Origin of the sequence: Nonomuraea sp. NPDC050536 (genome assembly GCF_044457685.1) — a bacterium.
Lineage (GTDB): Bacteria > Actinomycetota > Actinomycetes > Streptosporangiales > Streptosporangiaceae > Nonomuraea.
The window spans coordinates 1-21,038 of the sequence record NZ_JBITHD010000036.1; the positions used below are offsets into that span (position 1 = coordinate 1).

A 21,038-nucleotide genomic window follows, 5' to 3' on the forward strand; every position below is an offset into this window, starting at 1 on the left:
CTCATCCGCAAGATCGGGCCAGGCATCTACACCGCCGAGTCAATCTCCGCATCGCTCTTGCCAGCAGCCCAGAAACCTTAACTACCTGGCCTTGGCCCGTCATCCAGGATGACGCGACGGCCATGGATCGGATCTTCACATCATGAATCCGGACGGCTTGGTCACGATGGGGCCCCGGTCCGCGAGGCTTGATCGCTGCCGAGACTGCTGACTAGGTTGGACGGCATGGCTGAGCTCGGACCCGTCGCCTGGCCGCCCGCCCCGATCAGGACCGAGCGGCTCGTGCTTCGTGAGCCCGAGGCCCGGGACCGTGCGGCGCTCATCGAGCTGTTCACCTCGTCCGAGGTGGGCACCTACCTCGGTGGCCCTCGACCGCGTGATGAGTTCGAGCGCGCGTTGCCTGCCGTGCCCAGGCGGCGCCCCGGCCTTTTCGTGGTCGATCTCGATGGGGCGATGATCGGCATCATCGAGATCGACCAGCGCGACGCCGAGCGTCCGGGTCACGTCCGTCCGGATGGCGGTGAGGTCGAGCTCGGCTACCTGTTCCTGCCGGAGGCGTGGGGATACGGGTACGCCGCCGAGGCGTGCGCGGCGGCACTCGACTGGGTCGCCGACGCGCTTCCCAGCGAGCCGGTGGTGCTCAGCACCCAGACCGCCAACGACCGCTCGATGCGCCTCGCGGCGAAGCTGGGGTTCACCGAGGTGGAGCGGTTCGAGGAGTACGACGCCGAGCAGTGGTTCGGCGTGTGGTCCTCGGTCACGCCGTCCGGTTGAGCTCGTCTGGGTAGACCCCCGCGACGGGGTCGCATGCCCGGTTGGCGTGACGTCCGGCGAGGCGTAGACCTGCGCCGGTAGTCAGATCCTGGGATCAAGGGCTTCTCAGGCCTCGCTACGACGGAAGGCGCAGGGTGAACGTCGTGCGGACGCCTGGCACGCTGGTGACCGTGGCTGTGCCGCCGTGCGCCTCGGCCAGGTTGCGCACGATGGCGAGCCCGAGCCCGCTGCCCCCGGTCCGGCGGTTGCGGGACTTCTCGGCCCGCCAGAACCTGTCGAAGACGTGGGGGAGGTACTCGGCGCGGATCCCGACCCCCGTGTCGGTCACCTCGATGACGACGTGGTCGCCGTCCTGGCGGGCGCCCAGCGTGATGTGCCCGCCGCGTGGCGTGTAGCGCAGGGAGTTGGTGACCAGGTTGCCGATGGCCTGGCGAAGCCGTACCGGATCTGCGCTCAGCGAGGGGTCATCGGTGATCGCGGTGGTCAGCGTGAGCCCTGCGGCTTCGGCCCGGCCTCGGTGAGCGGTGGCCACCTGGTCGAGAAGGTCGCCGAGGTGAACGGGTTCGACGTGCAGACGGAGCTTGCCCGCGTCGGCGAGGGCGAGCTCCTGAAGGTCGTCGACGATGTGCTGCAACAGCAGGATCTCCTCGACCAGCGAGGCGATCAGCGCCGGGTCCAGTTCGGCGACGCCGTCCTGGGCTGCCTCCAGCCACCCCCTGAGGTTGCTCAGCGGGGTCCGCAACTCGTGGGAGACGTCGCTGACCATGGCCTTGCGCTGCTCCTCCATGCGCTGGAGGTGTTCCGACATCTCGTTGAACGCCGTGGCGAGCTCGCTGATCTCGCCGGTCGTCCTGACCGTGACGCGGGCGGAGCTGTCCCCGTCACGCATCCGCCGCGCGGCGTGGGTGAGCGCGTTGACAGGCCTGACCAGGCGCCGGGCCGCCATGACGCTCACACCCACGGTCAGCACGAGAACAAGGAGGGCGGCGCCGGCGATCGAGGGGAGCGGGATGCGCTGGCCGGTGGCCTCGGCGGGGGAACCGATGTACAGGTAGGCCGAGGGGGCGACGTAGGGATCGAGTTGTTCCTTGCGGGCGGTGACGATGCAGGACGAGATCGTCTGATCGGGCTCCGCGCCTTGCGGCCGCTTCTCCCTGGAGACCCAGGCGAAGTCGAGGCCGACCGAGCCCCGTTCCGCGCTCTTGCCCTTGAGGCACCTGCTGACCAGGCGGTTGAGCTGTTTCAACGCGGCCTTCTCGGCGCGCGTCGGCGTGCTGAAGGTGGTGGCGTCGCAGGCGCCCATCACCATGGGGGCCGTGCTCGGCATCGGGCGCGGCTCCTGGACGGCTTGCTTGCTGGTCGTCGTCACGACGGGCCGGCCAGTGTTCGAGACGGTCATCTGTACGGCCTGCCCGGTACGGCCGGCGCAGGCGGCATAGGCGGTGGCGGCCCTGACCAGCCGGGCGCGATCGGGGGCGGACAGCAGGAAAGGACCCACCGCACGCGGATCGATCCGGTCCCTGGCCGCCCCGGGTACCAGGGTCACGTCCACGGCCAGCGGGTCGACGACGGCCGACACCCTGGCGGGCAGCGGGGTCCCGGCGGTCGCCGAGTCGGCGATGAGGGTGCCCTTCTCGGTGGTCAGCGCGATGCGACGGCTGTTGCGGGCGGCGAGATCGCGCACGGTGGCGGTGACGCCCGACCAGTCCGGATGGCGGGAGGCGTAGCCGAGCAGGCTGTTGTTGATCTGGGCGTCGCTGGCCAGCGTCTGACCCTGCTCGCGCTGGATGGCGCCGGAGGTGCTGCTGGCGGCCAGCCACGCCGTCGCGGTGATCGAGCAGACCGCCACGACAGCCGAACTCGTGAGCAACCTGACGAACAGCGACCTCATGCGTGGGTCAGTTTGTAGCCGACGCCGTACACGGTCAACAGCCGGACCGGGCGGCGCGGATCAGGCTCGATCTTCTTGCGCAGGTTCATCACGTGCACGTCGACCGTACGTTCGGTGATGAACCTGTCGAAGCCGTGGATGCGCTCCAGCAACTGCTTCCTGGTGAACACCCGCTCCGGCTCGGCAGCCAGCGTCTCGATGATCCGGAACTCCGCGAGCGTGCACTCCACCAGCGTGTCCGCCGCGGTGACGGTGTGCCTGACCGGGTCCACGACGAGATCGCCCGCCTGGAACAGCCGCCGATCGGCGTCCTGGGACTTGCCGGTTCGGCGCAGCAGCGTCCGCACGCGGGCCATCAGCTCGCGGGGGCTGTACGGCTTGGCCACGTAGTCGTCAGCGCCGAGGTCGAGCCCCAGCAGCAGGTCATCCTCGGTGGACCTGGCGGTCAGCATCAGGATCGGCAGGTCGGACTCGGCACGCAGCACCCGGCAGACGTCCAGCCCGTCGACCCTCGGCATCATCACGTCGAGCACCACGAGGCCGGGATCCGCCCGCCGCGCCTCGTCGATCGCGGAACGCCCGTCATGCACGACGAGGACCTCATGGCCCTCCCGCTCCAGATACCGCCTGAGCAGTTCGGCCTGCTTGGGATCGTCCTCCGCGACCAGTACGTACGCGCACATGGCCAGAGGCTATGTGCATGCCAGGGGTGCATATGGGATCCGCATGACAACCAAACAGGTTTCACACATTCTGTCGCCAGGCTGCGGCGGGTGAGAACCAACCTGCTCCGTACGGCTGCCGCGGCGGCACTCGCCTTCCTGCTGACCGGCTGTGCGGCCGGCGCGCACAGTGCCGTACGGCATGAGCCTGCGAGCAGTGGCGCGCAGTCGGAGCCGGCGAGCAGCGCCGGATCGAAGATCGCGAGCGTCAAGGGGTCTCGGATCACGGTCTACCGGAACAAGGAGGGGGTGGCCCAGCGGACGATCACGAGCCCCAACGGCTACGGCGCGACGCGGGTCTTCCTGGTGGAACGTGACGAGGGTGAGTGGCTCCAGGTGCTGCTGCCGATCCGGCCGAACGGCAGCAAGGGCTGGATCAAGGCCACCGACGTGACGCTCGCGGAGACCTCCTACCGGGTGGAGATCGATCGCGGGGCGTTCAGATTCACGGTCTACGACGGCGACCGGGCCGTCAGGACGGGCAAGGTCGCGACGGGCGAAGCGGGGACGCCGACGCCTCCAGGTCGCTACTTCTTCACCGAGCTGGTGAAGCCCGCCGATGACGGTGGGGCCTACGGCGCCTACGCCTTCGGGCTGAGCGGCTTCTCGCCCGTGCTGAAGAGCTTCGCCGGCGGCCCGGGCCAGCTGGCGATCCACGGGACGAACAAGCCGTCCGCCATCGGCACGCGGGCCAGCCACGGCTGCGTCCGGATCAGCAACGACGACATCACCTGGATGGCGAAGAACCTGGCGATCGGTACTCCGGTCGTCGTCAAGGGCTGAGGCCCGACTCGAATGAACAGGGGAATCCATATGAAGATCAAAGCCACGCTCATCGGCTTCGGCGCGGCGCTGGCTCTGGCCGCGGGCCTCGCAGGCCTTTCGGGTACGGCTGCGGCCGAGCCCAAGCAGCCGTCCGCCTCGCCCTCCGTGGCGCCGGCCGACCGCCGGCCCACGGTCAACCCGACGCCGGGCCCGAAGGAGCCCGTCGTCGTCAAGCCGGCCTACACCGGCTGATCACGGAGCGTCGCCGCAGTTCCCGGGGTCTGCGGCGACGCATCCCGGCACCCTCATGACGGTCCTCTCCTGCCCGCGGTCGCGTCAGCGACCAGGCCATCGCGGGCAGGAGCAGGACCCCCGCGCGTCACCTCGATACACGCCCGGCGGTACGTCGCATGCCCGGTGGGCCTGACATCCGGCGAGGTCTGAGCAGTGGCCTTGCAGCCGCACTGGGAGTCCCAGGGGGCATCGGCGGACGATCGGGATGTATGGCTTGGACGGCTCGTATCGGCGGTTCATTGCCTTCGCGACTGACTTTCACCTCGCCCATCGGCCGGGGAAACCCGAACCCTGCCGATCAGCTTCCAGGGCGTAGCCAGACGACTCGGGGCATAAGTGGCGTAGGCGGATGCACGTTTTTTGGGGTAACGATTGCCGGGATTCAGCTCCCGGACCTCCCACCGGTGCCTGTGCGTGTGCGATTATCGCACTATGAAGGAGCCTGGGGAGTGGGCAGACATTGGCGAGCGCGTACGCGAGTGCCGTATGGCAGCCGACATGTCGCAGGAGGAGCTGGCGTCGGCCCTGAAGCTCGACCGAACGATGATCGCGAAGATCGAGCGAGGCGTTCGCCGTGTTGACGCGCTCGAACTCGCCAAACTGTCGTCGGTGCTGCAGGTTTCCCTGAGTTACTTCCTCAATCCGCCGCCTCTGGTCGTGTCCCGCCGCGCAGAACTGACCGAGGATACGGTGACGGATGCGGCACGACAGTCCTACCGGTTGGAAATCGCCCTCTCCACATGGCTGACCGACGTCAGGCAGCTCATAGAGGCGGGAACGTTCTCGCCTCCTGAGATTGCGCGTTATCCGGAGGCTGTTCAGGACATGCCGAGTGCACGCCGCGCGGCCCTTTGGGTGAGAGAGCAGCTTGGCCTCGAGTTCGAGCCCATCGATTCGCTCATGAGGGTGTGTGAACGGCTGGGGCAGTTGGTCGCGGTGGTTGAGGCGCCAGGTGAAGGCGCGTCATTGACCGACGGCGATCTTGCCGTGGCGGTGATCAGTAGGCATGGCGATCCTGGCCGCCGCCGCGCAACTGCGGCTCATGAGCTGGGGCACCTGATCGTCGGCGACGAGTACTCCACCGACATGGGAGTCCATGCTTCTCGTGATGACAGAGAAGCGATCATCGATGCCTTTGCCGCGCAACTTCTTCTTCCGGTGGAAGCATGCCGCAATGTCGCCCGCACGGGCGAGGCAGTGAGGCGGGAGGACTTGGTGGTCCTCGCTGCGCGTTTCAGAACCTCCTGGTCGTTGACCGTGCGGCAAGCTGTCGAGGCCGAAGTCATCGGCAGGAACGTCGCGAAAGATATGCGCCGAAGGAACCCGACACGCGCAGAGTTGATGGAAGCGGTCGGATGGGCGCCACAACCGGATCTGGAAGCGGTTCGCGTGCCTCCGAGCTATGCGCATGCGGTGGTGGAGTCCTTCAAGAAGTCGCTCATAACGGCGTCTCGTGCTGTCGAGCTCATGCGGGGTCAGATCGTGGCGGCCGACTTGCCGATACGTGATGATGCGGATTTCGAGCTGTGAGCGAAGTTCAGCCGAACCCCCTCTTGATATTCGACGCGATGTGCTTGAATCACTTTGCTCGCGATCCGTGGGCCTTCCGGGGGCCTTCTACGGGGGCAGGCAACGGGGGCTCCTTGGACGCCGATCAGCTTCGGGTTGTGGAGGAGGTCGCCAGGGCGCTGCGGGCTCTGCTTCCACGGCTGCGGAGGGGGCGGGGCCGGGTTTATGTGGCGCGGCTCCTGCGGATCGCGGATCTGGTGTAGGGGAGGGTAGCGAGGGGTGCGCCCCGCGAGGTGGAGCCTCGTGGGGCGCAGGAGGTGCGTGTTACATGCCGTGGTGCGTCATGCCGTGGTGCGTCATCTTGCACCACTGCATCTCCCAGTGGCCGTGCCTCCAGCACCACTTACACCAGTGGTGGTGCGAGTCCCACATCCACTTGCATTTGCGCATCGAGTGACCCGTGTGCTTGGCCGGGACCGAGCAGCTTGGAGTCGTGGATGCGCTTGCCGGTGAGGTCGTGACGGCCCCGGTCAGCGTGAACGTGGAAGCCGCGAGCGCGGCGCCGATGATGAGGCGCTTGAGCATCAGAGATCACTCCCTGATAGAAGGCCCAGAGGATATCTGGGCAGATGGAACGCGCCTAATCCCGGCCATCTGGACACGCGAATAGGGCGCGGTTGAACGTAATCGAGGCTAACCGGCGGCGGCTTGGATGGTCTCCCCCTGGGGAGCAAAGCCTCATATCCGACATTTCGCTATATATTTCGAACACGAGCCATAAAGCCCGACAAATGCGGCTTCGGTGGTGAGGGGGGGCATGGTGTTGACCTGCAAAGTTGCCCCTCTGGAGGGGGCGTGGAGGCCAGGGTGGGAGGCCTGTACCCAGGAATTGCCAAGGGACTCCCGGTGTGATGGCAAACGGTGGTGAAAGTGGCATTCTTTAGGTTTTCGGAATGCTGTGTTTTTTATACCTGTGAAGGGTTGTGGATCACAGGATGTCGGTGAAGCCGAGGCGGCGGTTCATCGCGATCGCCGAATCGTTGCGGGGATGGTGGAAGGTGTCGAGCCAGCGGTACCCCTGGTCGCGCACGAAGCGGATCGCCAGGAGCTTGAGCGCCAGGGACAGGCCTCGGCCGCGGTAGTCGCGCAGGATGCCGGTCATCTCGCTGAGGGCACGGGCCTCGGGGTGGAGCGATGTGGCGGACATGCCGATCCAGGTGTCGCCGTCGAGGGCCAGGATGATGCCTTCCGGGGTGAAGGAGGGGACCTCGATACGTTCGGCCACGTAAGTCTCGTAGCTGTAGAACTCGCCGCGCTCGGGGATGTCGGCCGAGCACGTCTTGTTGAGCTCGTAGAGGGCGCGCCGGTTTTCCGGGGTGTCGGTCATCGGGGTGAACCAGATGCCCGACTCCAGGGCGCGTTGGAGGTAGGGCACGAACTCCGCTTCGTCGAAGGCGTTCACGTCGAGCCGGAGCCGTACCCAGTCCATGCCGCGACCCTATCGGGCGACGTCACAGCTCCTTCCACATCCCCGCCCGGGCCGGCCCTGCGAAAGCTCGCGAATGCGGCACAGGTCGAGCTCTGGGAGGCGTTCTCGCAGGGCTACGTGAGCGAGACGGCGCCCACGGTGGGGCAGAACCTGTTCGTCTGGGGGCTGGAGACGCCCGGCGTCACGCTGAGGTACACGCTGACGTTCACGGCGTCCACATGGCACGAGGTCGGGGAGTTCACCTTCGACGGCGGGTAGACGTGGCACCAGAACATGCAGATGGATCTCAAGCGGGTGGTCTAGCGGTCGAACCACCTTCCCGCGGCGGGCAGCAGTAGCAGCACGATGACCGCCGCGGGAAACAGCGCGTTGGGCGACAGCAGGCGCAGGATCCGCACGCTTGAATCCGCGATCATCGGCCCCAGGTAGGCCACCGCCGCGACGACCTGCAAAGCGATCATGGACCAGCGGATGGGCCGTCGCCGGGTGTCGAAGCGGCCCATGACCAGCCCCAGCGCGACCGTCATGGCGATGCCGCCGCTCAGGATCAGTGCCGGAATCCAGTCGATGCCGCCGGCGAGCATCAGGCTGCCGGAGATGAGCAGGCCGACGATCGCGAAGGCGACCTGCAGTGTGACGATGAACCTGGCGGCACTGACCACTTTCGGCACGTGGGTCATTCTAGGCGCGTGATCTTCTTCCGTACGGCGCGCCGGACCAGGGGCCCCATGTCGTCCAGCACCGCCACCAGGACGGCCAGTTGCTCCAGGGAGTCGAGCGCCCGCGTGGTGGCCGAAGGATCGACCCCCTCGTACAGCTCCAGACCCACGAACGCGGCCGCGGTGGCCCTGGCCAGCCCGGCCACGTCGGCGAACTCGGCCAGCGGCGTGCCCGCCAGTACCCGGGCGAGCGTGGCTTCCAGCTCGGCCACCCAGAGCCCGAGCCCGGCGGCTGTGGCGGGCGCGAGCTCGGGGTCGGTCTGGCTGCCGGCGAGCAGTTGGGCGAGCGCGGCGACGTTGCCCGCCGCCCGTTCCTCCTCGTGGACGGCCCGCCCCAGCGCGAGCAGTTCGCGCAGCGAGGTGACGGCGGCGAAGCGTTCCCGGTAGGCGGCCACCCGCTGCTCGGAGCCGTGCAGGCAGGCGTCGGCCAGCAGCTGGTGGACGCTGCCGAAGTGGTAGAACACCAGCGCCTGGTTCACGCCGGCCGCGGCGGCGATGGTCCGGGCGGAGACGCCCGCGATGCCCTGTGCTTTCAAAGTCTCCAGCGCCGCGTCGAGCAGCTTGGAACGAGTGTCGCCCACACCCCAAAGTGTCGCCGAGATTTGGTACACAAGGGGCCATGGGTGTGAGCGTCGACGAGTTTCTGCAGGTGCTGGAGCAGCTGCCCGAACACAAGGTGTCCGATGGCGGCAGCTGGCAGGCGCTGAAGGTGCGTGACAGGGGCTTCGGCTACCTGTGGGAGGAGACCAGGACCGTCGGCCTGAAGAGCACCATCGAGGAGCAGCTGGCGCTGGTCGCCGAGCGGCCGGACGTGTTCGAGGTCCAGTTCACCGCTGGGCGTTTTGGGTGGGTTGTGGTGCATCTCGATAAGATTGATCGAGATGAGTTGTTCGAGCTGGTGGCGGAGGCGTGGTGTCTGACCGCGCCCAGGGACATGGTGGCCGCCTTCGAGGAGAAACTCCAGCTGTGACGCTGCGCGCCTGGCGCGCGGGCGACGCGCCGGCGGTGCTGCGCGCCTTCCAGGCGGCCGACATGGCGCGGCAGACGCCGTGGCCGATCGTGACGCTCAAGGACGCCCAGGGGTGGATCGCCTCGTGGGAGGGCGTGGGTGAGGCTTTCGCCGTGGTGCTGGACGGGCTGGTCGCCGGCAACGTGGCGCTGACGGGCATCGAGGTCTCCTACTGGACCGCGCCCGAGGTCAGGGGTCAGGGGGTGGCGCCCGCGGCGGTCAACGCGCTGGCGCGGTGGGCGTTCGAGGAGCGTGGGCTGCTCCGGCTGGAGCTCGGGCATCGCACCGACAATCACGCTTCGTGCACGGTCGCACTGAAGGCGGGATTCCGCCCGGAGGGTGTGGATGACGACGTCGAGCGGCACGCGCGGCTCGCCACCGACCCTGGGGCTGATCTACGCTCGTGAGGTGGACAGCGACAGCCGGGCCGCGGCCGGTCTGCTGGCGACCCTGACCCGGGTGGCGCACCTCCTCGCCGATCTCCACCATCCCTTCGCCCGTAGCGCCGCCTTCTCCTACTTCGTCCCGCCCGCGGGCACCCGGATGGGCACCGTCTTCACGCTGCCCGACGGCCGCGAGGTCCAGATCGCGCTCACGGTCACCGCTGACGCCCACGGCTTCGCCATCGACGGCGCCATCACCGCGGAGGACGAGGTTCTCCTCGCGTTACCGCGCAAGCACACCCCTGACGTCGACGACGGCCTGGCCGTGCTCGACGACTACGCCGACCAGCTCACCCGCCCCGCGGTCCGCATGCTGGACGGATTATTGGACGACATTGTCTGATTGTCAGACAATGTTGGTATGAAGAACGGACCCTTCGCCGTGCTCGGCGCCGCCGTGCTCTGGGGCACCGCGGGCACCGCCGGACTGCTCGTCTCGGCCGACTCGGTGGCGCTGGCCGCCGCCCGCCTGGTCATCGGCGGCGCGGCGCTGGCCCTGCTGGCGGACAGGAAGACGGTCACGCCGCGCCTGCTGCTCGCCGCGGTCGCGGTCGCCGCCTATCAGCTGTGCTTCTTCGCCGCGATCGGCCGCACGGGCGTCGCGATCGGCAGCGTGGTGGCCATCGGCAGCGGCCCCGTCTTCACCGGCCTGCTCTCCTGGCTGCTGTACGGCAGGCGGCCAGGGACCCGCTGGGCCGTGGCCACCGCGGCGGCCATCGCCGGTTGCGCGGCCCTGATCGTGGGAGGCGGCGCGCAGGCGGGCGGCCAGATGGTCACCGGCGTGCTGCTGGCGCTGCTCGGCGGCCTGCTCTACGCCTTCTACGCGGTCACCGCCGCGCACGCGATCGACCAGGGCGCCGGCTCCAACGCCGTGATGGGCGTCCTGTTCGGCGGCGCCGCGGTCATCATGCTGCCGATCCTGCTCTGGCGCGGCGTCTCATGGCTGGCCGAGCCGCGCGCCCTGCTCGCCGCCGTCTACCTCGGCCTGGCCTGCACCGCGCTGGCCTACCTGCTGTACGGCAGGGGCCTGCGCACCACCCCGGTGGCCACTGCCGCCACGCTGGCCCTGGCCGAGCCCGCCGTCGCGGCCCTGCTCGGCGTGGTGGTGCTCGGAGAGCGGCTGCCCCCGGTCTCGATCGCCGGATTGGTCCTCCTCGCCGGGAGCCTGGTGGCCGTGTCGGTGTCAGAATGGCCGGGCAAGCGCGAGCCGATGCGGCTCGCCGTACAGGATGGGGATGCTCAGTGCTGAAGACCGTGTCCGCCGTGGGAGCGCTGGCGGACGCGCTGCGGCAGCGGATCCTGTCGGGGGAGATCGAGGCGGGCCGCTCGCTGCCCGAGCAGGAGGTCGCGGCCGAGTACGGGGTGGCGCGGCCGACCGTGCGGGAGGCGCTGGCCGTGCTGGTGCACGAGGGGCTCCTCCGCAGAGAGCGCAACCGCAGCGCCCACGTCCCCGTGGTGACGGTCTCGGACCTGGACGATCTGATGTACGTGCGCAGGCCGCTGGAGGACCTGATGGTCGAGGCGGTCAACGGTAGCCGGGTGGCCGGCGCGGACGAGGCGCTCGCGCGGATGGCGGCGCTGCCGTCCGACGCGCCGTGGTCGGCGGCCGTGGCCGAGCACATGACCTTGCACGAGGCGCTGATCGAGGCGGTCGGCAGCCCGCGGCTCGAGCGCCTGTACGGCGTGCTGGCCGCAGAGACCCGGCTGGGGCTGGTCGGGCTGCGCGAGGTCTATACCGACAGGGACGTGCTGGTCAGGGAGCACCGCGAGCTGCTCGACGCGATCGCGGAGCGCCCGCTGGAGGCCGCCAGGGCCATGGTCAGGGATCACCTGAGCCACTCCTGGGGCCGGTAACGCCGCAGGCTCTTGCGGGACAGGCCGTTTCCTCGCAAGAATCGCGCCCATGCACGGCAACCCGATGCCGGACTCCTACGTATACGTCACAGAAGAAGGCGTGACCCGTCACTACGCCGACGGGAGCGTCGAAGCTCTGGCGTGGGAGGACGTCGTCGAAGTCCGCGTGGTGACCGAGTCCGGGGCAGACGTCCTCTACATCCTGCTCGACCGTGACGGCGAAGGCTGCGTGGTGCCGAGCTCGGCGACCGACGCCACCTTCCTCGCCCGGCTGCGCTACCTGCCCGACTTCGACCTCGACCGGCTGCATCTGGCCGCCGAGTCGGCGCACGACGCCGTGGTGGTCGTCTGGCGCAGCCCCGACCCGCCCACAGCGCTGCCCGACCTGGAGTATGACTAGACATTTCTCGTGCCGATTGAGGATGTCGTCCTCCCCTTGCTTGTGAATAATTTCCCGATTCAAGCAAGGCACTTTTGTGGGGATAGGGGGAGCGATGCTCCCGATCGGCGCAAGACTGATCATTCTGGCCGCCACCTCGACTCTTGTCGCCGCCCTCACCACTCCGGTGTCGGCGGACGCGGCCACCACGCTCTACGTGGACAGGAACAACAACGCCTGCTCCGACCAGGGGCCGGGCACGTGGGCACAGCCGTTCTGCTCGATCATCCAGGGCGCCAAGGTCGTCCTGGCGGGCCAGACGTTACAGGTGGCGGGCGGTAGCTACAGCGGGCAGGTCAACGTCACGCACTCGGGCACGTCCGGGGCTCCGATCACCATCACCGCGGCGCCCGGAGCGACGCCGACGGTGACGAGTTCGGGTGCCGGTTTCCAGATCAGCTCGCAGAGCTATGTCGTGATCAACGGATTCACGATCACCGGCACGACCGGCAACGGGATCAGTGTCTCCGGCGGCAGCAACATCACGATCACCCGTAACACGGTGACCAATGCGGGCCAGCGCTCCTCGGGCAAGATCGCGGCGGGCATCAAGCTCGCGGGCACCACCGACTCGCTGGTCGCCCAGAACGTCTCCAACGACAACAGCGACCACGGCTTCTTCCTGGCCGCCGGCACGACGAGGGTGACCGTACGCGACAACAAGGCGACGCTGAACGCCAACGGCTACCAGCGCAACGCCAACGGCATCGACGTCATCGGGCCGAGCAACTCGGTCATCGACAACGTCACGTACGAGAACGAGGACTCGGGCATCCAGTTCTACACCGGCGGCGACAACAACCTGGCCGCCGGCAACGTCTCCTACAACAACGGCGACCACGGCATCGACGACCTCAACGTCACCGGCGGCCGGATCATCGGCAACACGATCTACCGCAACTGCACGACGGGCATCAACGTGGAGGGCTCGTCGGGCAACTACACGATCGCCAACAACATCGCCTTCGACAACGCCGTCTACCCGGCCTACAAGGGCATCTCGTGCAGCAGGCGGGCGGGGAACATCGGCGTGTGGGACTCCGCCCCCAACGGCAGTGTGGCCAACCACAACCAGGTCTGGCTCACCAAGTCCGGCAAGATGTACGTCTGGGCGGGAAACACCTACAACACCCTGTCGAGCCTGCAGTCGGCCACCGGGCAGGAGAACCGCGGCATCTACGCCGACCCGGCCTTCGCCTCGCCCGGCACCTGGGACCTGCAGCTGCTGGCAGGCTCCCCGGCCATCGACTCGGCCAACTCCGGCGTGTCCGGCCAGCAGACGATCGACGTGCTCGGCCATCCGCGCATCGACGACCCGAGCGTGGCCGACACCGGTGCGGGCCCCCGCGCCTACGACGACCGCGGCGCCTACGAACGCCAGGTGGGACCGCCGCCGCCCGCCCCGCCGACCGCCGTGCTGAGCCTGACACCCTCCTCGGGTACGGCTCCGCTGAACGTCACCGCGGACGCCTCGGCATCCACCCCGGGCGACAATCCGATCTCCACCTACCGCTTCGACTTCGGCGACGGCACCGTGGTCGGACCCCAGGCGAGCCCGTCCGCCGCGCACACCTTCGCCAACCCGGGCACGTTCATGGTCACGGTGACGGTCACCGACACGGCGGGCCACGCGGGCGTCGCCTCCAGGTCCGCCTCGGCGCTGCCCTCGCACACCCCCCCGAGCCCGAGCCTGACGCTCACGCCCTCCTCGGGTACGGCTCCGCTGAACGTCACCGCGGACGCCTCGGGATCCACCCCGGGCGACAGCCCGATCTCCACCTACCGTTTCGACTTCGGCGACGGCACGATCGTCGGCCCGCAGGCCGGGGCGACGGCAAGCCATGTGTACGGCAGCGCGGGCTCGTTCACCGTCACGGTCACGGTCGCCGACACCGGGGGCGCGACGGGCAGCACCTCCAAGGGAGTCACGGTCTCCCCCGGCGGCGGGGGCACCGAACTCGTCGGGAACCCGGGCTTCGAGACCGACACCACCGGCTGGAAGGCCATCCCGACCGGCTCGGCCACGCTGTCCCGCGTCTCTGGCGGCCACAGCGGGAGCTTCGCCGGCGAGCTGCAGAACGCGACGTCCGGCGCGATCAGCTGCACGCTGAACGACTCGCCGAACTGGGCGCTCACCACCCAGTCAGGGACGCTGACGGCCGGCGCCTGGGTCAGGGCGAGTACGGCCGGCCAGACGATCAAGCTGAAGCTGACCGAGTACGTCGGGTCCACCAACGTGGGGTCGGCCTCGGCGACGCTGACGCTCGGGACCGCCTGGCAGAAGATCAGCGTGCCGTACACGGTGACGAGCCCGGGCTCGACGGTGGACTTCCTGCTCTACACCTCGTCCAACCCACCGGGCCAGTGCTTCCAGGCCGACGACGTGTCGCTGCTGCGCAACGCGACGTTGGCCGCGGGAAGCACGGCCAACGCGGTCCGCTAGAAAACCGGAGCCCCGTCCAGGGGACGTCGTAACGGTGGTGCATGTGCATCACCGCAGGAGCGTCTCCCTGGACGGGGCCCGGCCGAAGTGCGGTGACCGGCGGTGGAACGGCCTGCCGTAAAGAGCTAGATCTCCCTCGTCGAGAGGGGCTGCGACCTGGCGTTCAGGCATGCGCCGGTGGACAGGTCGAAGGTGAAGTTGTGGCCCAGGCAGTAGACGCGGCCGTCCTCGATGATCGCGCCCACCGACAGGTCCTCGCCGGCGTGCGGGCAGTAGCGGCCGATCTCGAAGGTGCGCCCGCCGTCGGTCACCGTGATGCGCTCGGCCTCGTCGCGGCCCGTCTCGTACTCCTCGATCGCCTGCAGCGCCGGGGCGTTGGCGTGCTTGAGCAGGCCGACCAGGTAGTCGTTGTAGACGTCGGGGTCGCGGTGCAGCTGGAAGCGCATCGACAGCAGCAGGTCCTCCCAGGCGATGTCGCCCGACAGGATCGGCTCCACCCACCGCCCCGGCACGGAGACGGTGTATCCGGGGCGCTCGGCCAGCGGCGGGCCGATCGCCAGGCCGTCGGCGTTCATCCTGACGTCCCAGACGCCGCCGTTGGCGCCGGTGATCTCGAAGCGGACCGTCATGTCGATCTGCTCGAGGAAGTAGGAGCTGAGCGAGCCGAGCCGGACGAAGTGCTCGACGAAGCGCTCGGGGAAGTCCCTGTCGGGCGAGGGGTGCGCGTCCATGGTCTCGTTGATGACGGCCGCCCGGTCCTCGGCGTAGCGCCGCAGGTACTCCTCGCGGCCCTCGGTGAAGCTGAAGGCCGCCGACACCGGGTCGCGCTCGACCTCGCCCGTCTCCAGGTCGAGCACGTCGCCGGGGCGGAAGGTCTCCCACCGCTGCGCGGGAAGGTGCTCGGCCAGCCACTCGCGGGCCGTCTCGGGATCGACGAAGGCGCCGAATTCAGGATCCAGCACCCAGTTCAGCTCGAGCAGCTCCGGATCGAGGAAGCAGGGCGGTCCCGCGAACGGCACGGCCAGCTCCGGCGCCGTGGCGCGCACCAGCCGGTGCACGGCGCGCAGCTTGGAGATGCGCTTGTCCATGGCGATCTGCCGCTGCTCCTCCACCGGGTAGGAGTAGCGCATCGGGTGCCAGGTGGCCGCGGCCGCCTGCACCCCCATGAAGTCGAGCCGGCCGCCGGCCAGATGCTTGGCGCGGCGGGCCTGCGAGGCGGTCAGGCGGGCGTCGTTGCAGTTGAGGACCGAGCGCCCCGCGGCGACCAGCAGGAAGCCCGAGTCGTGGCACATCGGCGACAGCTCGGGGATGCAGGTGATCCACGAACCGTCGTCCGCGAGGGGATACGGCTCCCAGGGCTCCAATTCGACGATTTTCCTGACGCCGATGTCCAAGAGCCTGTCACCGAATGCGGGCGAGGGATATTTCGGAATAAGGACGGTAGTTTCATCGCTCAGCTGCTCGAGAAACCAGCTGTCCATATGGTCCAGATGCTCGTGGGAGACCGCCACATACTGCGCCGCGGTAAGCGGCCGTACGTCGATGTGGTCATTACGCGGGTACTGGAACCACGATCCCAGATACGCCCCCGACGGGCTCATCCACGGGTCGAAGACCAGCGTGAACGCGCTGCTCTCGACCGACAGCCCGGCATGCCCCAGGAATTTTACGCGTGCCATGGCTCCACATCCTGGGGCCGCCCCGATTGACCCGCATCGGCAGGAAGACGCAGGCGCCTCTACGTCATCAGACGGTTATCCAGCAGAAACACCGGTGAACCTGGGAACGATGGTGCTGTAGCGGTATTTTTCATCCTTCGCACGGAGACTTCCATATGCGAAGATTCGTAAGTCTGACCATCGGTGGGGATGAGGGAATAGATGCCAGGCAGGGGTGGGCTCCCCCGTGACGTGGTCGCCACACGCACAGGGGTGAACGATGGCGCGCTGACCAGGCGCCGCTTACGTCACGACATTCAGCACGAGATAGCGACCGTCATGATGCTGGCCTCGGCCATCGCCACCGCGGACGACGTCGGCAAGGAGAGCAGGACCAGGGTCCAGCAGCTGGTAGGGGAGACCCGCTGGCTGGGCATGCTCCTGCAGCAGCTGGACGACGACGGGTTCATCGAGGCGCCGCAGGACCGGCTGCTGACCGAGCTCGTCCGGGTCGACCTGCTGGTGGCGGAGATCGCCGACGCGATGCGGCTGTCGACGGCCACCGCGGTGGCCAGTTCAGGGCAGACCGCCTACGCGCACGTCGACCGGCTCGCCCTGTGGCGGGCGGTGCGCAACATGCTCGACAACGCCTGCCGGGCCGCCGGCCCCTCGGGACGGGTGACCGCCCGGGTGCTGGTCGAGTCGGGTTGGACCGTTGTAGAGATCGACGACGACGGGCCTGGATTCGGTGCCAGGGTCAAGGGCGGACTGGCCTCTCTCGGGTTCGGCATCATCCATGACTTCGTCGTCGAGTACGGCGGAAGCATGGAGCTCAGCCAAGCAGAGCTCGGCGGCGCGTGCGTGCGTATCCAGCTACCCGCGGCGGCGGCTCCGGGGTACAGCACCGAATGGGAGCCCGAGGCCGATGAGGTTTCTCATCTGTGATGACCACAAGGTTTTCGCCGACTCGCTCGCTCTGCTGATCGAGCGGGCCGGCTGGCAGGTCGCGGCCGTCGCCGCGAGCGTCGAGGAGGCGGCGAGGTTCCTCGACGACGGCGAGATCGACATCTGCCTGATGGACCTCACCTTTCCCGATGGGTCCGCGCTGGAGAAGCTGCCCGGCCTGTGCGCGTCGGCGCCGTCGACCAAGTTCGTGGTGCTGTCGGGCTTCACCGACGGCGCCACGGTGGAGGCCGTGCTGGCCAGCGGCGTGCACGGCATCGCGCACAAGGGACATCAGGTGGTCGACCTGCTCGACGTGCTGCGCGAGGTGATCGCCGGCAGGAGGGTGACGCCGCGGGCGTTCGTGGCGGAACGAGCCACCGCCTCGCAGTCGAGCGCGCAGCGCCTGGCCTCGTTCCTGACCAGCCGCGAGCGGGAGGTGCTCTGCTCGCTGGTGAAGGGCGCGAACATCGTCTCGCTGGCCAAGGAGCTCGGCGTGGCCCGGAGCACGGCACGCAGCCACGTGCAGAGCGTGCTGACCAAGCTGGGCGTCCACTCCCAGCGCGAGGCGGTCATCGTGGCGGCCAGGCACGGCCTGGTCAGCGTCGACACCGGCGAATGGCTGGTGCGCTAGCGACGGGCGCTGATCGCCGAGGGCGCCCTCGGCGATCAGCACGACTGTCACACGAAGGCGGGCTGCAGCACCATCGTGTTGAACCCGTTGTTCACGTACGGCCCGCGGTGCAGCAGGCCGGAGCCCAGCGCCATGGCCATCTCGTGAATTCCCCCCAGCACCGTCCTTGACGGCTCGAACCCGGTCGCGGCCCGCAACCGGTCGAAGCTGACGCGGTAGTCGCGCGGATCGGGCCCACCGGCCAGCGTCTCCACGTCGACCCCGTTGTAGTAGCCGCGCACGAAACTCGCGATGTCCTTGGTCTGGTGGTTCTCCGACCCGACGTTGAACACCTGGTGCGCGACCGCGTTCCTGGGCGCCGACAGCACCGAGGAGATCGCCCCGGCCGCGTCGGCCACGTGCAGGTAGGGCCGCCAGGACTCAGGCCCGTAGACGGTCAGCTTGCCGCTGGTCTGGCCCAGCAGCGTGAACTTGTTGACCACCAGGTCGAAGCGCATCCGCGGGGAGAGCCCGAACAGCGTCGACAGGCGCAGCACGGTCACCGCCGTGCTGCCGCCCATGCGCGCCTCGCGCACCAGCTCCTTCTCCGCATCGATCTTCGTCACCGCGTACAGCGACTGCGGGTTCATCGACGATTCCTCGGTGGCCACGAAGTCGCCCGGCTGCTTGCCGTACACGCTGCAGGTGGACATGAAGACGAAGCGGCCGACCTTGGCGCGCTGTGCCGCCCTGAAGACCAGCAGCGTGGAGTCCAGGTTGACCTCGGTCGCGACTTCTGGCTCCTCGGCGCAGGCCGGGTCGCCGACGATGGCGGCCAGGTGCACCACGGCGTCGACGCCCTGCATGGCGGCCTTGACGTCGTCCTCGGATCGCACGTCACCGATGGCGGGCTCGAACCTGCTGTTCGGGTACAGCGCGAGGAAACCCCCGCCGCCGAACCGCAGATTGTCCAGCCCACGGACGGTGTGACCCTCGCTGAGCAGCTGTGTCGCGACGACCGTCCCTAGATACCCCGCGGCGCCGGTTATCAAGATATTCAAGCGCGCCCACCCCACATCCTCGATCCCCCAGCTCCCTTTTGGTCGCGTTCCAAAAGAAACCTCGCGATCGAGACATGCGGTAGGGGTGCGATCACATCACCGGGGGGTGCGCCGGGTATGCACCCATGCAACCCCCGTGTGCGGTTGTAACCCGGTTTTCCCCCGCAATTTGACTAGCGTTCCTCGTCTCGTTGCCTGATCAGTTGAGGGCCTGTCCCTGCTTACCCTGAGCCGTGGTTCCAGACCAGTCAGAAGCCTCCGGCGCCGGGCGGCCGGTGCTCAACTACGAGCTGGCGACGCTGCTGTCTGAGGCCGGTTTCTCCAGGGAGGCCCTGGCCAGGCAGGTCGCACTGCAGGCACGCCAGGAGTACGGCCTGCGGCTCGCCTACGACTACCGCTCGGTCGGCCGCTGGCTGCGCGGCAGCGTGCCCGAGCCGCCCATCCCCGAGATCATCGCCCAGGTGCTGGCCCGGGCGGTGGGGCGGATGGTGACGGTGAACGAGCTGGGATTCCAGCGCGGTGGCCAGGTCTCGCCCGGAGTGGAGTTCCCGCAGACGCCCGAGCAGGTCATCGAGTCCGTCACCGACCTGTGGCGAGTGAGCAACGAGCGGCCCAACGCGTTCGGGCAGGCCTCCTTCCACCCCGTCCAGGCGCTCGAAGCGGCGGTCGACTGGCGTTTCGGCAGGCCCGGAACCCCGTCGAGCAAGACGGGCTCGCGCCAGGTCGTCGCGGCCGACGTCGAGCGGGTGCGCTCCACGCACATCGAGTTCAAGAACCTCGACCACACCCACGGCGGCGGCTTCGCGCTCGGCTGGCTGGTGCGCTACCTGCGCGAGGACGTGGCGCTGCTGCTGCGCGGCAGGTACGGCCACGCCGTCGGCAGGGACCTGTTCCAGTCGGCCGCCGTGCTGACCAACCTGGTCGGCTGGATGGCCTACGACTTCGGCAGGCACACCCTTGCCCAGCACCACTTCACGCACGCCGCGGCCCTGGCCCAGCAGGCCGGCGACCCGCTGTACGGCGCCGCGGTGATCGGCAACCTGGCCACCCAGGCCCTCTATCTGGGGCACCACCGCACCGCGCTGCGCCTGTCGCTGGCCGCCAGGGACGGCGCCGGCCGCTGGGCCCCGCAGGGCCTGCTCGCCAGGCTCGCCGGGACAGAGCTGCGCGCGCTCGCGCTGCTCAACGACCGCAGCGAGTTCGTCAGGACGCGGCGCTTCGCCGACCGGGCCATGGAGCGCAGGAACGAGGCGGAGGAGCCCGGCTGGATGGGCATGTTCACGCCCGCGCACTTCGCCGGCTCCACCATCCACGCGCTGCGCGACCTGGGCCGTGCCAAGGAGGCCAGGGAACTGCTCGACGACGCGCTCGACCTGCCCGCCCGCCACTCCCGTGCCAGGTCGCTGCACCAGGTGCTGGCCGCCTCCGTGCTGGCCTCCTGTGGGGAGCTGGACGAGGCTTGCGAGTTAGCCCGGCCCGCGCTGGCCGCGGCGCGGGCCATCAAGTCGATCCGGTTGGCGGAGCGGCTCAACGAGTTCGCCAGGCAGGTGGAGGGTGATGCCGACAGCAAGCTTGTCTCGGCGTTCCTGACAGAAGTTAACGACACCTGAACACTCCGTTCAGAAATCGTGCATTTGCATGATGCCTGGATGACCATGGCCGTTCACCCTTCTGCTGTGAAGCAGACCCGTGTCCTGGTGATGGACGACCACCGGCTCTTCGTCGAGACGCTCGCCGTGCGCCTGGCGATGGAGCCCGACATCGAGGTGCTCCCGGTGGCGCACGACATCAGAGGCATGCTGGCCATCGCCAAGACAGGCAGGCCCGATGTCGTCGTGCTCGACCTCATGCTGGGGCCCACGAGCGCCGTTGGAGCGCTCCAGGATCTGCTCGACCGGTGCCCCGACGCGCGGGTGATCTTCCTGACGGGAGCCCAGGACATCTCGCTCATGGTGCAGGCGGTCCGCTCCGGCGCGGTCGGCTGGGTCCCCAAGTCGGTGGGCGCCGACCAGCTGATCCGCGTGATCAGGACCGTCGCACTCGGCGGCGGCTACATCCCGGCCAGGTCGCTGGCCGAGCTGCTGCGCAGGCTCACCATGGGTGACGAGGTGGCCGAGGCCGAGCACCGGCTGGCCTCGCTGACCCAGCGCGAGCGGCAGGTGCTGGGCTGCATGGTGGACGGGCTGGGCCGCTCGCAGATCGCCGAGTCGCTGGGGGTCTCGGTCAACACGGCGCGCACCCACACGCAGAACCTGCTCAACAAGCTCGAGGTGCACTCCGCGCTGGAGGCGATCTCGCTGGCCATGCGGGCGGGCCTGCGGCCGTCCATGCCCGCCGCTTGATCCGCATACCACCGCATATGGCGTAGTGAGTCGTCGTCTCGTTGGGCGATCCCATGCGGAGACGGGTTCCT

The 21,038-nt window shown here is 68.6% G+C and carries 24 protein-coding genes; 16 read left to right on the plus strand and 8 right to left on the minus strand.

The genetic code is table 11. The features are described from left to right. Positions 1-225: 225 nt before the first annotated feature. Positions 226-774, plus strand: a complete 549-nt coding sequence (locus ACIBHX_RS49870; protein WP_397075765.1) for a GNAT family N-acetyltransferase — start codon at positions 226-228, stop codon at positions 772-774. 115 nt (positions 775-889) lie between these two features. Here the strand turns inward: ACIBHX_RS49870 and ACIBHX_RS49875 are convergent, their stop codons facing one another. Next, positions 890-2,665 carry a sensor histidine kinase gene (locus tag ACIBHX_RS49875; protein WP_397075767.1) on the minus strand — a complete coding sequence of 592 codons (1,776 nt, stop codon included), beginning with the start codon at positions 2,663-2,665 and terminating at the stop codon, positions 890-892. Continuing rightward, positions 2,662-3,348, minus strand: coding sequence for a response regulator (locus ACIBHX_RS49880; RefSeq protein ID WP_397075769.1), 687 nt, complete (start codon positions 3,346-3,348; stop codon positions 2,662-2,664). Before ACIBHX_RS49880 ends, ACIBHX_RS49875 begins: the two co-directional genes overlap by 4 nt. A 90-nt stretch (positions 3,349-3,438) precedes the next feature. On the opposite strand from ACIBHX_RS49880, the gene ACIBHX_RS49885 reads away from it, so the two are divergent. The 3 genes from ACIBHX_RS49885 to ACIBHX_RS49895 all read left to right on the plus strand — a co-directional run bounded on the left by ACIBHX_RS49885 (position 3,439) and on the right by ACIBHX_RS49895 (position 5,976). Further along, on the plus strand, positions 3,439-4,170 hold the full coding sequence (locus ACIBHX_RS49885) for a L,D-transpeptidase (protein WP_397075771.1): 732 nt from the start codon (positions 3,439-3,441) through the stop codon (positions 4,168-4,170). 30 nt (positions 4,171-4,200) lie between these two features. After that, complete coding sequence (locus ACIBHX_RS49890; RefSeq protein WP_397075773.1) at positions 4,201-4,404, plus strand: hypothetical protein; 204 nt, start codon at positions 4,201-4,203, stop codon at positions 4,402-4,404. A gap of 474 nt (positions 4,405-4,878) precedes the next feature. After that, complete coding sequence (locus ACIBHX_RS49895; protein WP_397075775.1) at positions 4,879-5,976, plus strand: helix-turn-helix domain-containing protein; 1,098 nt, start codon at positions 4,879-4,881, stop codon at positions 5,974-5,976. Between the two features lie 303 nt (positions 5,977-6,279). Here the strand turns inward: ACIBHX_RS49895 and ACIBHX_RS49900 are convergent, their stop codons facing one another. Together ACIBHX_RS49900 and ACIBHX_RS49905 are read right to left on the minus strand one after the other, a co-directional pair. Next, positions 6,280-6,540 (minus strand): hypothetical protein, encoded by a 261-nt coding sequence (locus tag ACIBHX_RS49900; protein WP_397075776.1) that lies wholly within the window; start codon positions 6,538-6,540, stop codon positions 6,280-6,282. A 403-nt stretch (positions 6,541-6,943) separates the two neighbouring features. Next, positions 6,944-7,444: a GNAT family N-acetyltransferase gene (locus tag ACIBHX_RS49905; RefSeq protein WP_397075778.1), complete on the minus strand. Its 501-nt coding sequence runs from the start codon at positions 7,442-7,444 to the stop codon at positions 6,944-6,946. A 117-nt stretch (positions 7,445-7,561) separates the two neighbouring features. On the opposite strand from ACIBHX_RS49905, the gene ACIBHX_RS49910 reads away from it, so the two are divergent. Then, the gene (locus tag ACIBHX_RS49910; protein ID WP_397075780.1) at positions 7,562-7,702 is read left to right on the plus strand and encodes a hypothetical protein; all 141 of its coding nucleotides are present in this window, start codon (positions 7,562-7,564) and stop codon (positions 7,700-7,702) included. A gap of 41 nt (positions 7,703-7,743) precedes the next feature. Here the strand turns inward: ACIBHX_RS49910 and ACIBHX_RS49915 are convergent, their stop codons facing one another. Both ACIBHX_RS49915 and ACIBHX_RS49920 read right to left on the minus strand, forming a co-directional pair. Then, on the minus strand, positions 7,744-8,115 hold the full coding sequence (locus ACIBHX_RS49915) for a hypothetical protein (RefSeq protein WP_397075782.1): 372 nt from the start codon (positions 8,113-8,115) through the stop codon (positions 7,744-7,746). Positions 8,116-8,120: 5 nt separating this feature from the next. After that, the gene (locus tag ACIBHX_RS49920; protein WP_397075784.1) at positions 8,121-8,744 is read right to left on the minus strand and encodes a TetR/AcrR family transcriptional regulator; all 624 of its coding nucleotides are present in this window, start codon (positions 8,742-8,744) and stop codon (positions 8,121-8,123) included. A 38-nt stretch (positions 8,745-8,782) separates the two neighbouring features. On the opposite strand from ACIBHX_RS49920, the gene ACIBHX_RS49925 reads away from it, so the two are divergent. From ACIBHX_RS49925 to ACIBHX_RS49955, 7 genes are all read left to right on the plus strand, one after another. Continuing rightward, on the plus strand, positions 8,783-9,133 hold the full coding sequence (locus ACIBHX_RS49925) for an MmcQ/YjbR family DNA-binding protein (protein ID WP_397075785.1): 351 nt from the start codon (positions 8,783-8,785) through the stop codon (positions 9,131-9,133). Further along, positions 9,130-9,579, plus strand: a complete 450-nt coding sequence (locus tag ACIBHX_RS49930; protein WP_397075787.1) for a GNAT family N-acetyltransferase — start codon at positions 9,130-9,132, stop codon at positions 9,577-9,579. The genes ACIBHX_RS49925 and ACIBHX_RS49930 overlap by 4 nt, the downstream gene beginning before the upstream one ends. A 1-nt stretch (position 9,580) precedes the next feature. Then, the gene (locus ACIBHX_RS49935; protein ID WP_397075789.1) at positions 9,581-9,958 is read left to right on the plus strand and encodes a hypothetical protein; all 378 of its coding nucleotides are present in this window, start codon (positions 9,581-9,583) and stop codon (positions 9,956-9,958) included. An 18-nt stretch (positions 9,959-9,976) separates the two neighbouring features. Beyond that, positions 9,977-10,864 carry a DMT family transporter gene (locus ACIBHX_RS49940; RefSeq protein WP_397075791.1) on the plus strand — a complete coding sequence of 296 codons (888 nt, stop codon included), beginning with the start codon at positions 9,977-9,979 and terminating at the stop codon, positions 10,862-10,864. Next, the gene (locus tag ACIBHX_RS49945) at positions 10,858-11,469 is read left to right on the plus strand and encodes a GntR family transcriptional regulator (protein ID WP_397075793.1); all 612 of its coding nucleotides are present in this window, start codon (positions 10,858-10,860) and stop codon (positions 11,467-11,469) included. Before ACIBHX_RS49940 ends, ACIBHX_RS49945 begins: the two co-directional genes overlap by 7 nt. A gap of 49 nt (positions 11,470-11,518) precedes the next feature. Further along, on the plus strand, positions 11,519-11,869 hold the full coding sequence (locus ACIBHX_RS49950) for a hypothetical protein (protein ID WP_397075795.1): 351 nt from the start codon (positions 11,519-11,521) through the stop codon (positions 11,867-11,869). Positions 11,870-11,963: 94 nt separating this feature from the next. Beyond that, positions 11,964-14,351 (plus strand): PKD domain-containing protein, encoded by a 2,388-nt coding sequence (locus ACIBHX_RS49955; RefSeq protein WP_397075797.1) that lies wholly within the window; start codon positions 11,964-11,966, stop codon positions 14,349-14,351. A 125-nt stretch (positions 14,352-14,476) separates the two neighbouring features. Here the strand turns inward: ACIBHX_RS49955 and ACIBHX_RS49960 are convergent, their stop codons facing one another. Continuing rightward, positions 14,477-16,030 (minus strand): Rieske 2Fe-2S domain-containing protein, encoded by a 1,554-nt coding sequence (locus ACIBHX_RS49960; protein WP_397075798.1) that lies wholly within the window; start codon positions 16,028-16,030, stop codon positions 14,477-14,479. Between the two features lie 252 nt (positions 16,031-16,282). Between ACIBHX_RS49960 and ACIBHX_RS49965 the strand changes: the two genes are divergently transcribed. Then, positions 16,283-16,954 (plus strand): sensor histidine kinase, encoded by a 672-nt coding sequence (locus ACIBHX_RS49965; protein WP_397075800.1) that lies wholly within the window; start codon positions 16,283-16,285, stop codon positions 16,952-16,954. Beyond that, on the plus strand, positions 16,935-17,585 hold the full coding sequence (locus ACIBHX_RS49970) for a response regulator (protein ID WP_397075802.1): 651 nt from the start codon (positions 16,935-16,937) through the stop codon (positions 17,583-17,585). The genes ACIBHX_RS49965 and ACIBHX_RS49970 overlap by 20 nt, the downstream gene beginning before the upstream one ends. 47 nt (positions 17,586-17,632) lie before the next feature. Here the strand turns inward: ACIBHX_RS49970 and ACIBHX_RS49975 are convergent, their stop codons facing one another. Continuing rightward, positions 17,633-18,625, minus strand: a complete 993-nt coding sequence (locus ACIBHX_RS49975; RefSeq protein ID WP_397075804.1) for an NAD-dependent epimerase/dehydratase family protein — start codon at positions 18,623-18,625, stop codon at positions 17,633-17,635. A gap of 233 nt (positions 18,626-18,858) precedes the next feature. Between ACIBHX_RS49975 and ACIBHX_RS49980 the strand changes: the two genes are divergently transcribed. Next, positions 18,859-20,235 carry a hypothetical protein gene (locus ACIBHX_RS49980; protein ID WP_397075805.1) on the plus strand — a complete coding sequence of 459 codons (1,377 nt, stop codon included), beginning with the start codon at positions 18,859-18,861 and terminating at the stop codon, positions 20,233-20,235. A 66-nt stretch (positions 20,236-20,301) separates the two neighbouring features. Beyond that, on the plus strand, positions 20,302-20,967 hold the full coding sequence (locus ACIBHX_RS49985; protein WP_397075807.1) for a response regulator: 666 nt from the start codon (positions 20,302-20,304) through the stop codon (positions 20,965-20,967). Positions 20,968-21,038: the final 71 nt, after the last annotated feature.

Excerpts from the sequence above, each read along its gene's own strand:
- ACIBHX_RS49940 (WP_397075791.1), top strand. The coding sequence starts at position 9,977 with ATGAAGAACGGACCCTTCGCCGTGCTCGGCGCCGCCGTGCTCTGGGGC.
- ACIBHX_RS49970 (WP_397075802.1), top strand. The coding sequence starts at position 16,935 with ATGAGGTTTCTCATCTGTGATGACCACAAGGTTTTCGCCGACTCGCTC.
- ACIBHX_RS49880 (WP_397075769.1), bottom strand. The coding sequence starts at position 3,348 with ATGTGCGCGTACGTACTGGTCGCGGAGGACGATCCCAAGCAGGCCGAA.
- ACIBHX_RS49950 (WP_397075795.1), top strand. The coding sequence starts at position 11,519 with ATGCACGGCAACCCGATGCCGGACTCCTACGTATACGTCACAGAAGAA.
- ACIBHX_RS49925 (WP_397075785.1), top strand. The coding sequence starts at position 8,783 with ATGGGTGTGAGCGTCGACGAGTTTCTGCAGGTGCTGGAGCAGCTGCCC.
- ACIBHX_RS49875 (WP_397075767.1), bottom strand. The coding sequence starts at position 2,665 with ATGAGGTCGCTGTTCGTCAGGTTGCTCACGAGTTCGGCTGTCGTGGCG.
- ACIBHX_RS49890 (WP_397075773.1), top strand. The coding sequence starts at position 4,201 with ATGAAGATCAAAGCCACGCTCATCGGCTTCGGCGCGGCGCTGGCTCTG.
- ACIBHX_RS49900 (WP_397075776.1), bottom strand. The coding sequence starts at position 6,540 with ATGCTCAAGCGCCTCATCATCGGCGCCGCGCTCGCGGCTTCCACGTTC.
- ACIBHX_RS49955 (WP_397075797.1), top strand. The coding sequence starts at position 11,964 with ATGCTCCCGATCGGCGCAAGACTGATCATTCTGGCCGCCACCTCGACT.
- ACIBHX_RS49905 (WP_397075778.1), bottom strand. The coding sequence starts at position 7,444 with ATGGACTGGGTACGGCTCCGGCTCGACGTGAACGCCTTCGACGAAGCG.
- ACIBHX_RS49960 (WP_397075798.1), bottom strand. The coding sequence starts at position 16,030 with ATGGCACGCGTAAAATTCCTGGGGCATGCCGGGCTGTCGGTCGAGAGC.
- ACIBHX_RS49895 (WP_397075775.1), top strand. The coding sequence starts at position 4,879 with ATGAAGGAGCCTGGGGAGTGGGCAGACATTGGCGAGCGCGTACGCGAG.
- ACIBHX_RS49870 (WP_397075765.1), top strand. The coding sequence starts at position 226 with ATGGCTGAGCTCGGACCCGTCGCCTGGCCGCCCGCCCCGATCAGGACC.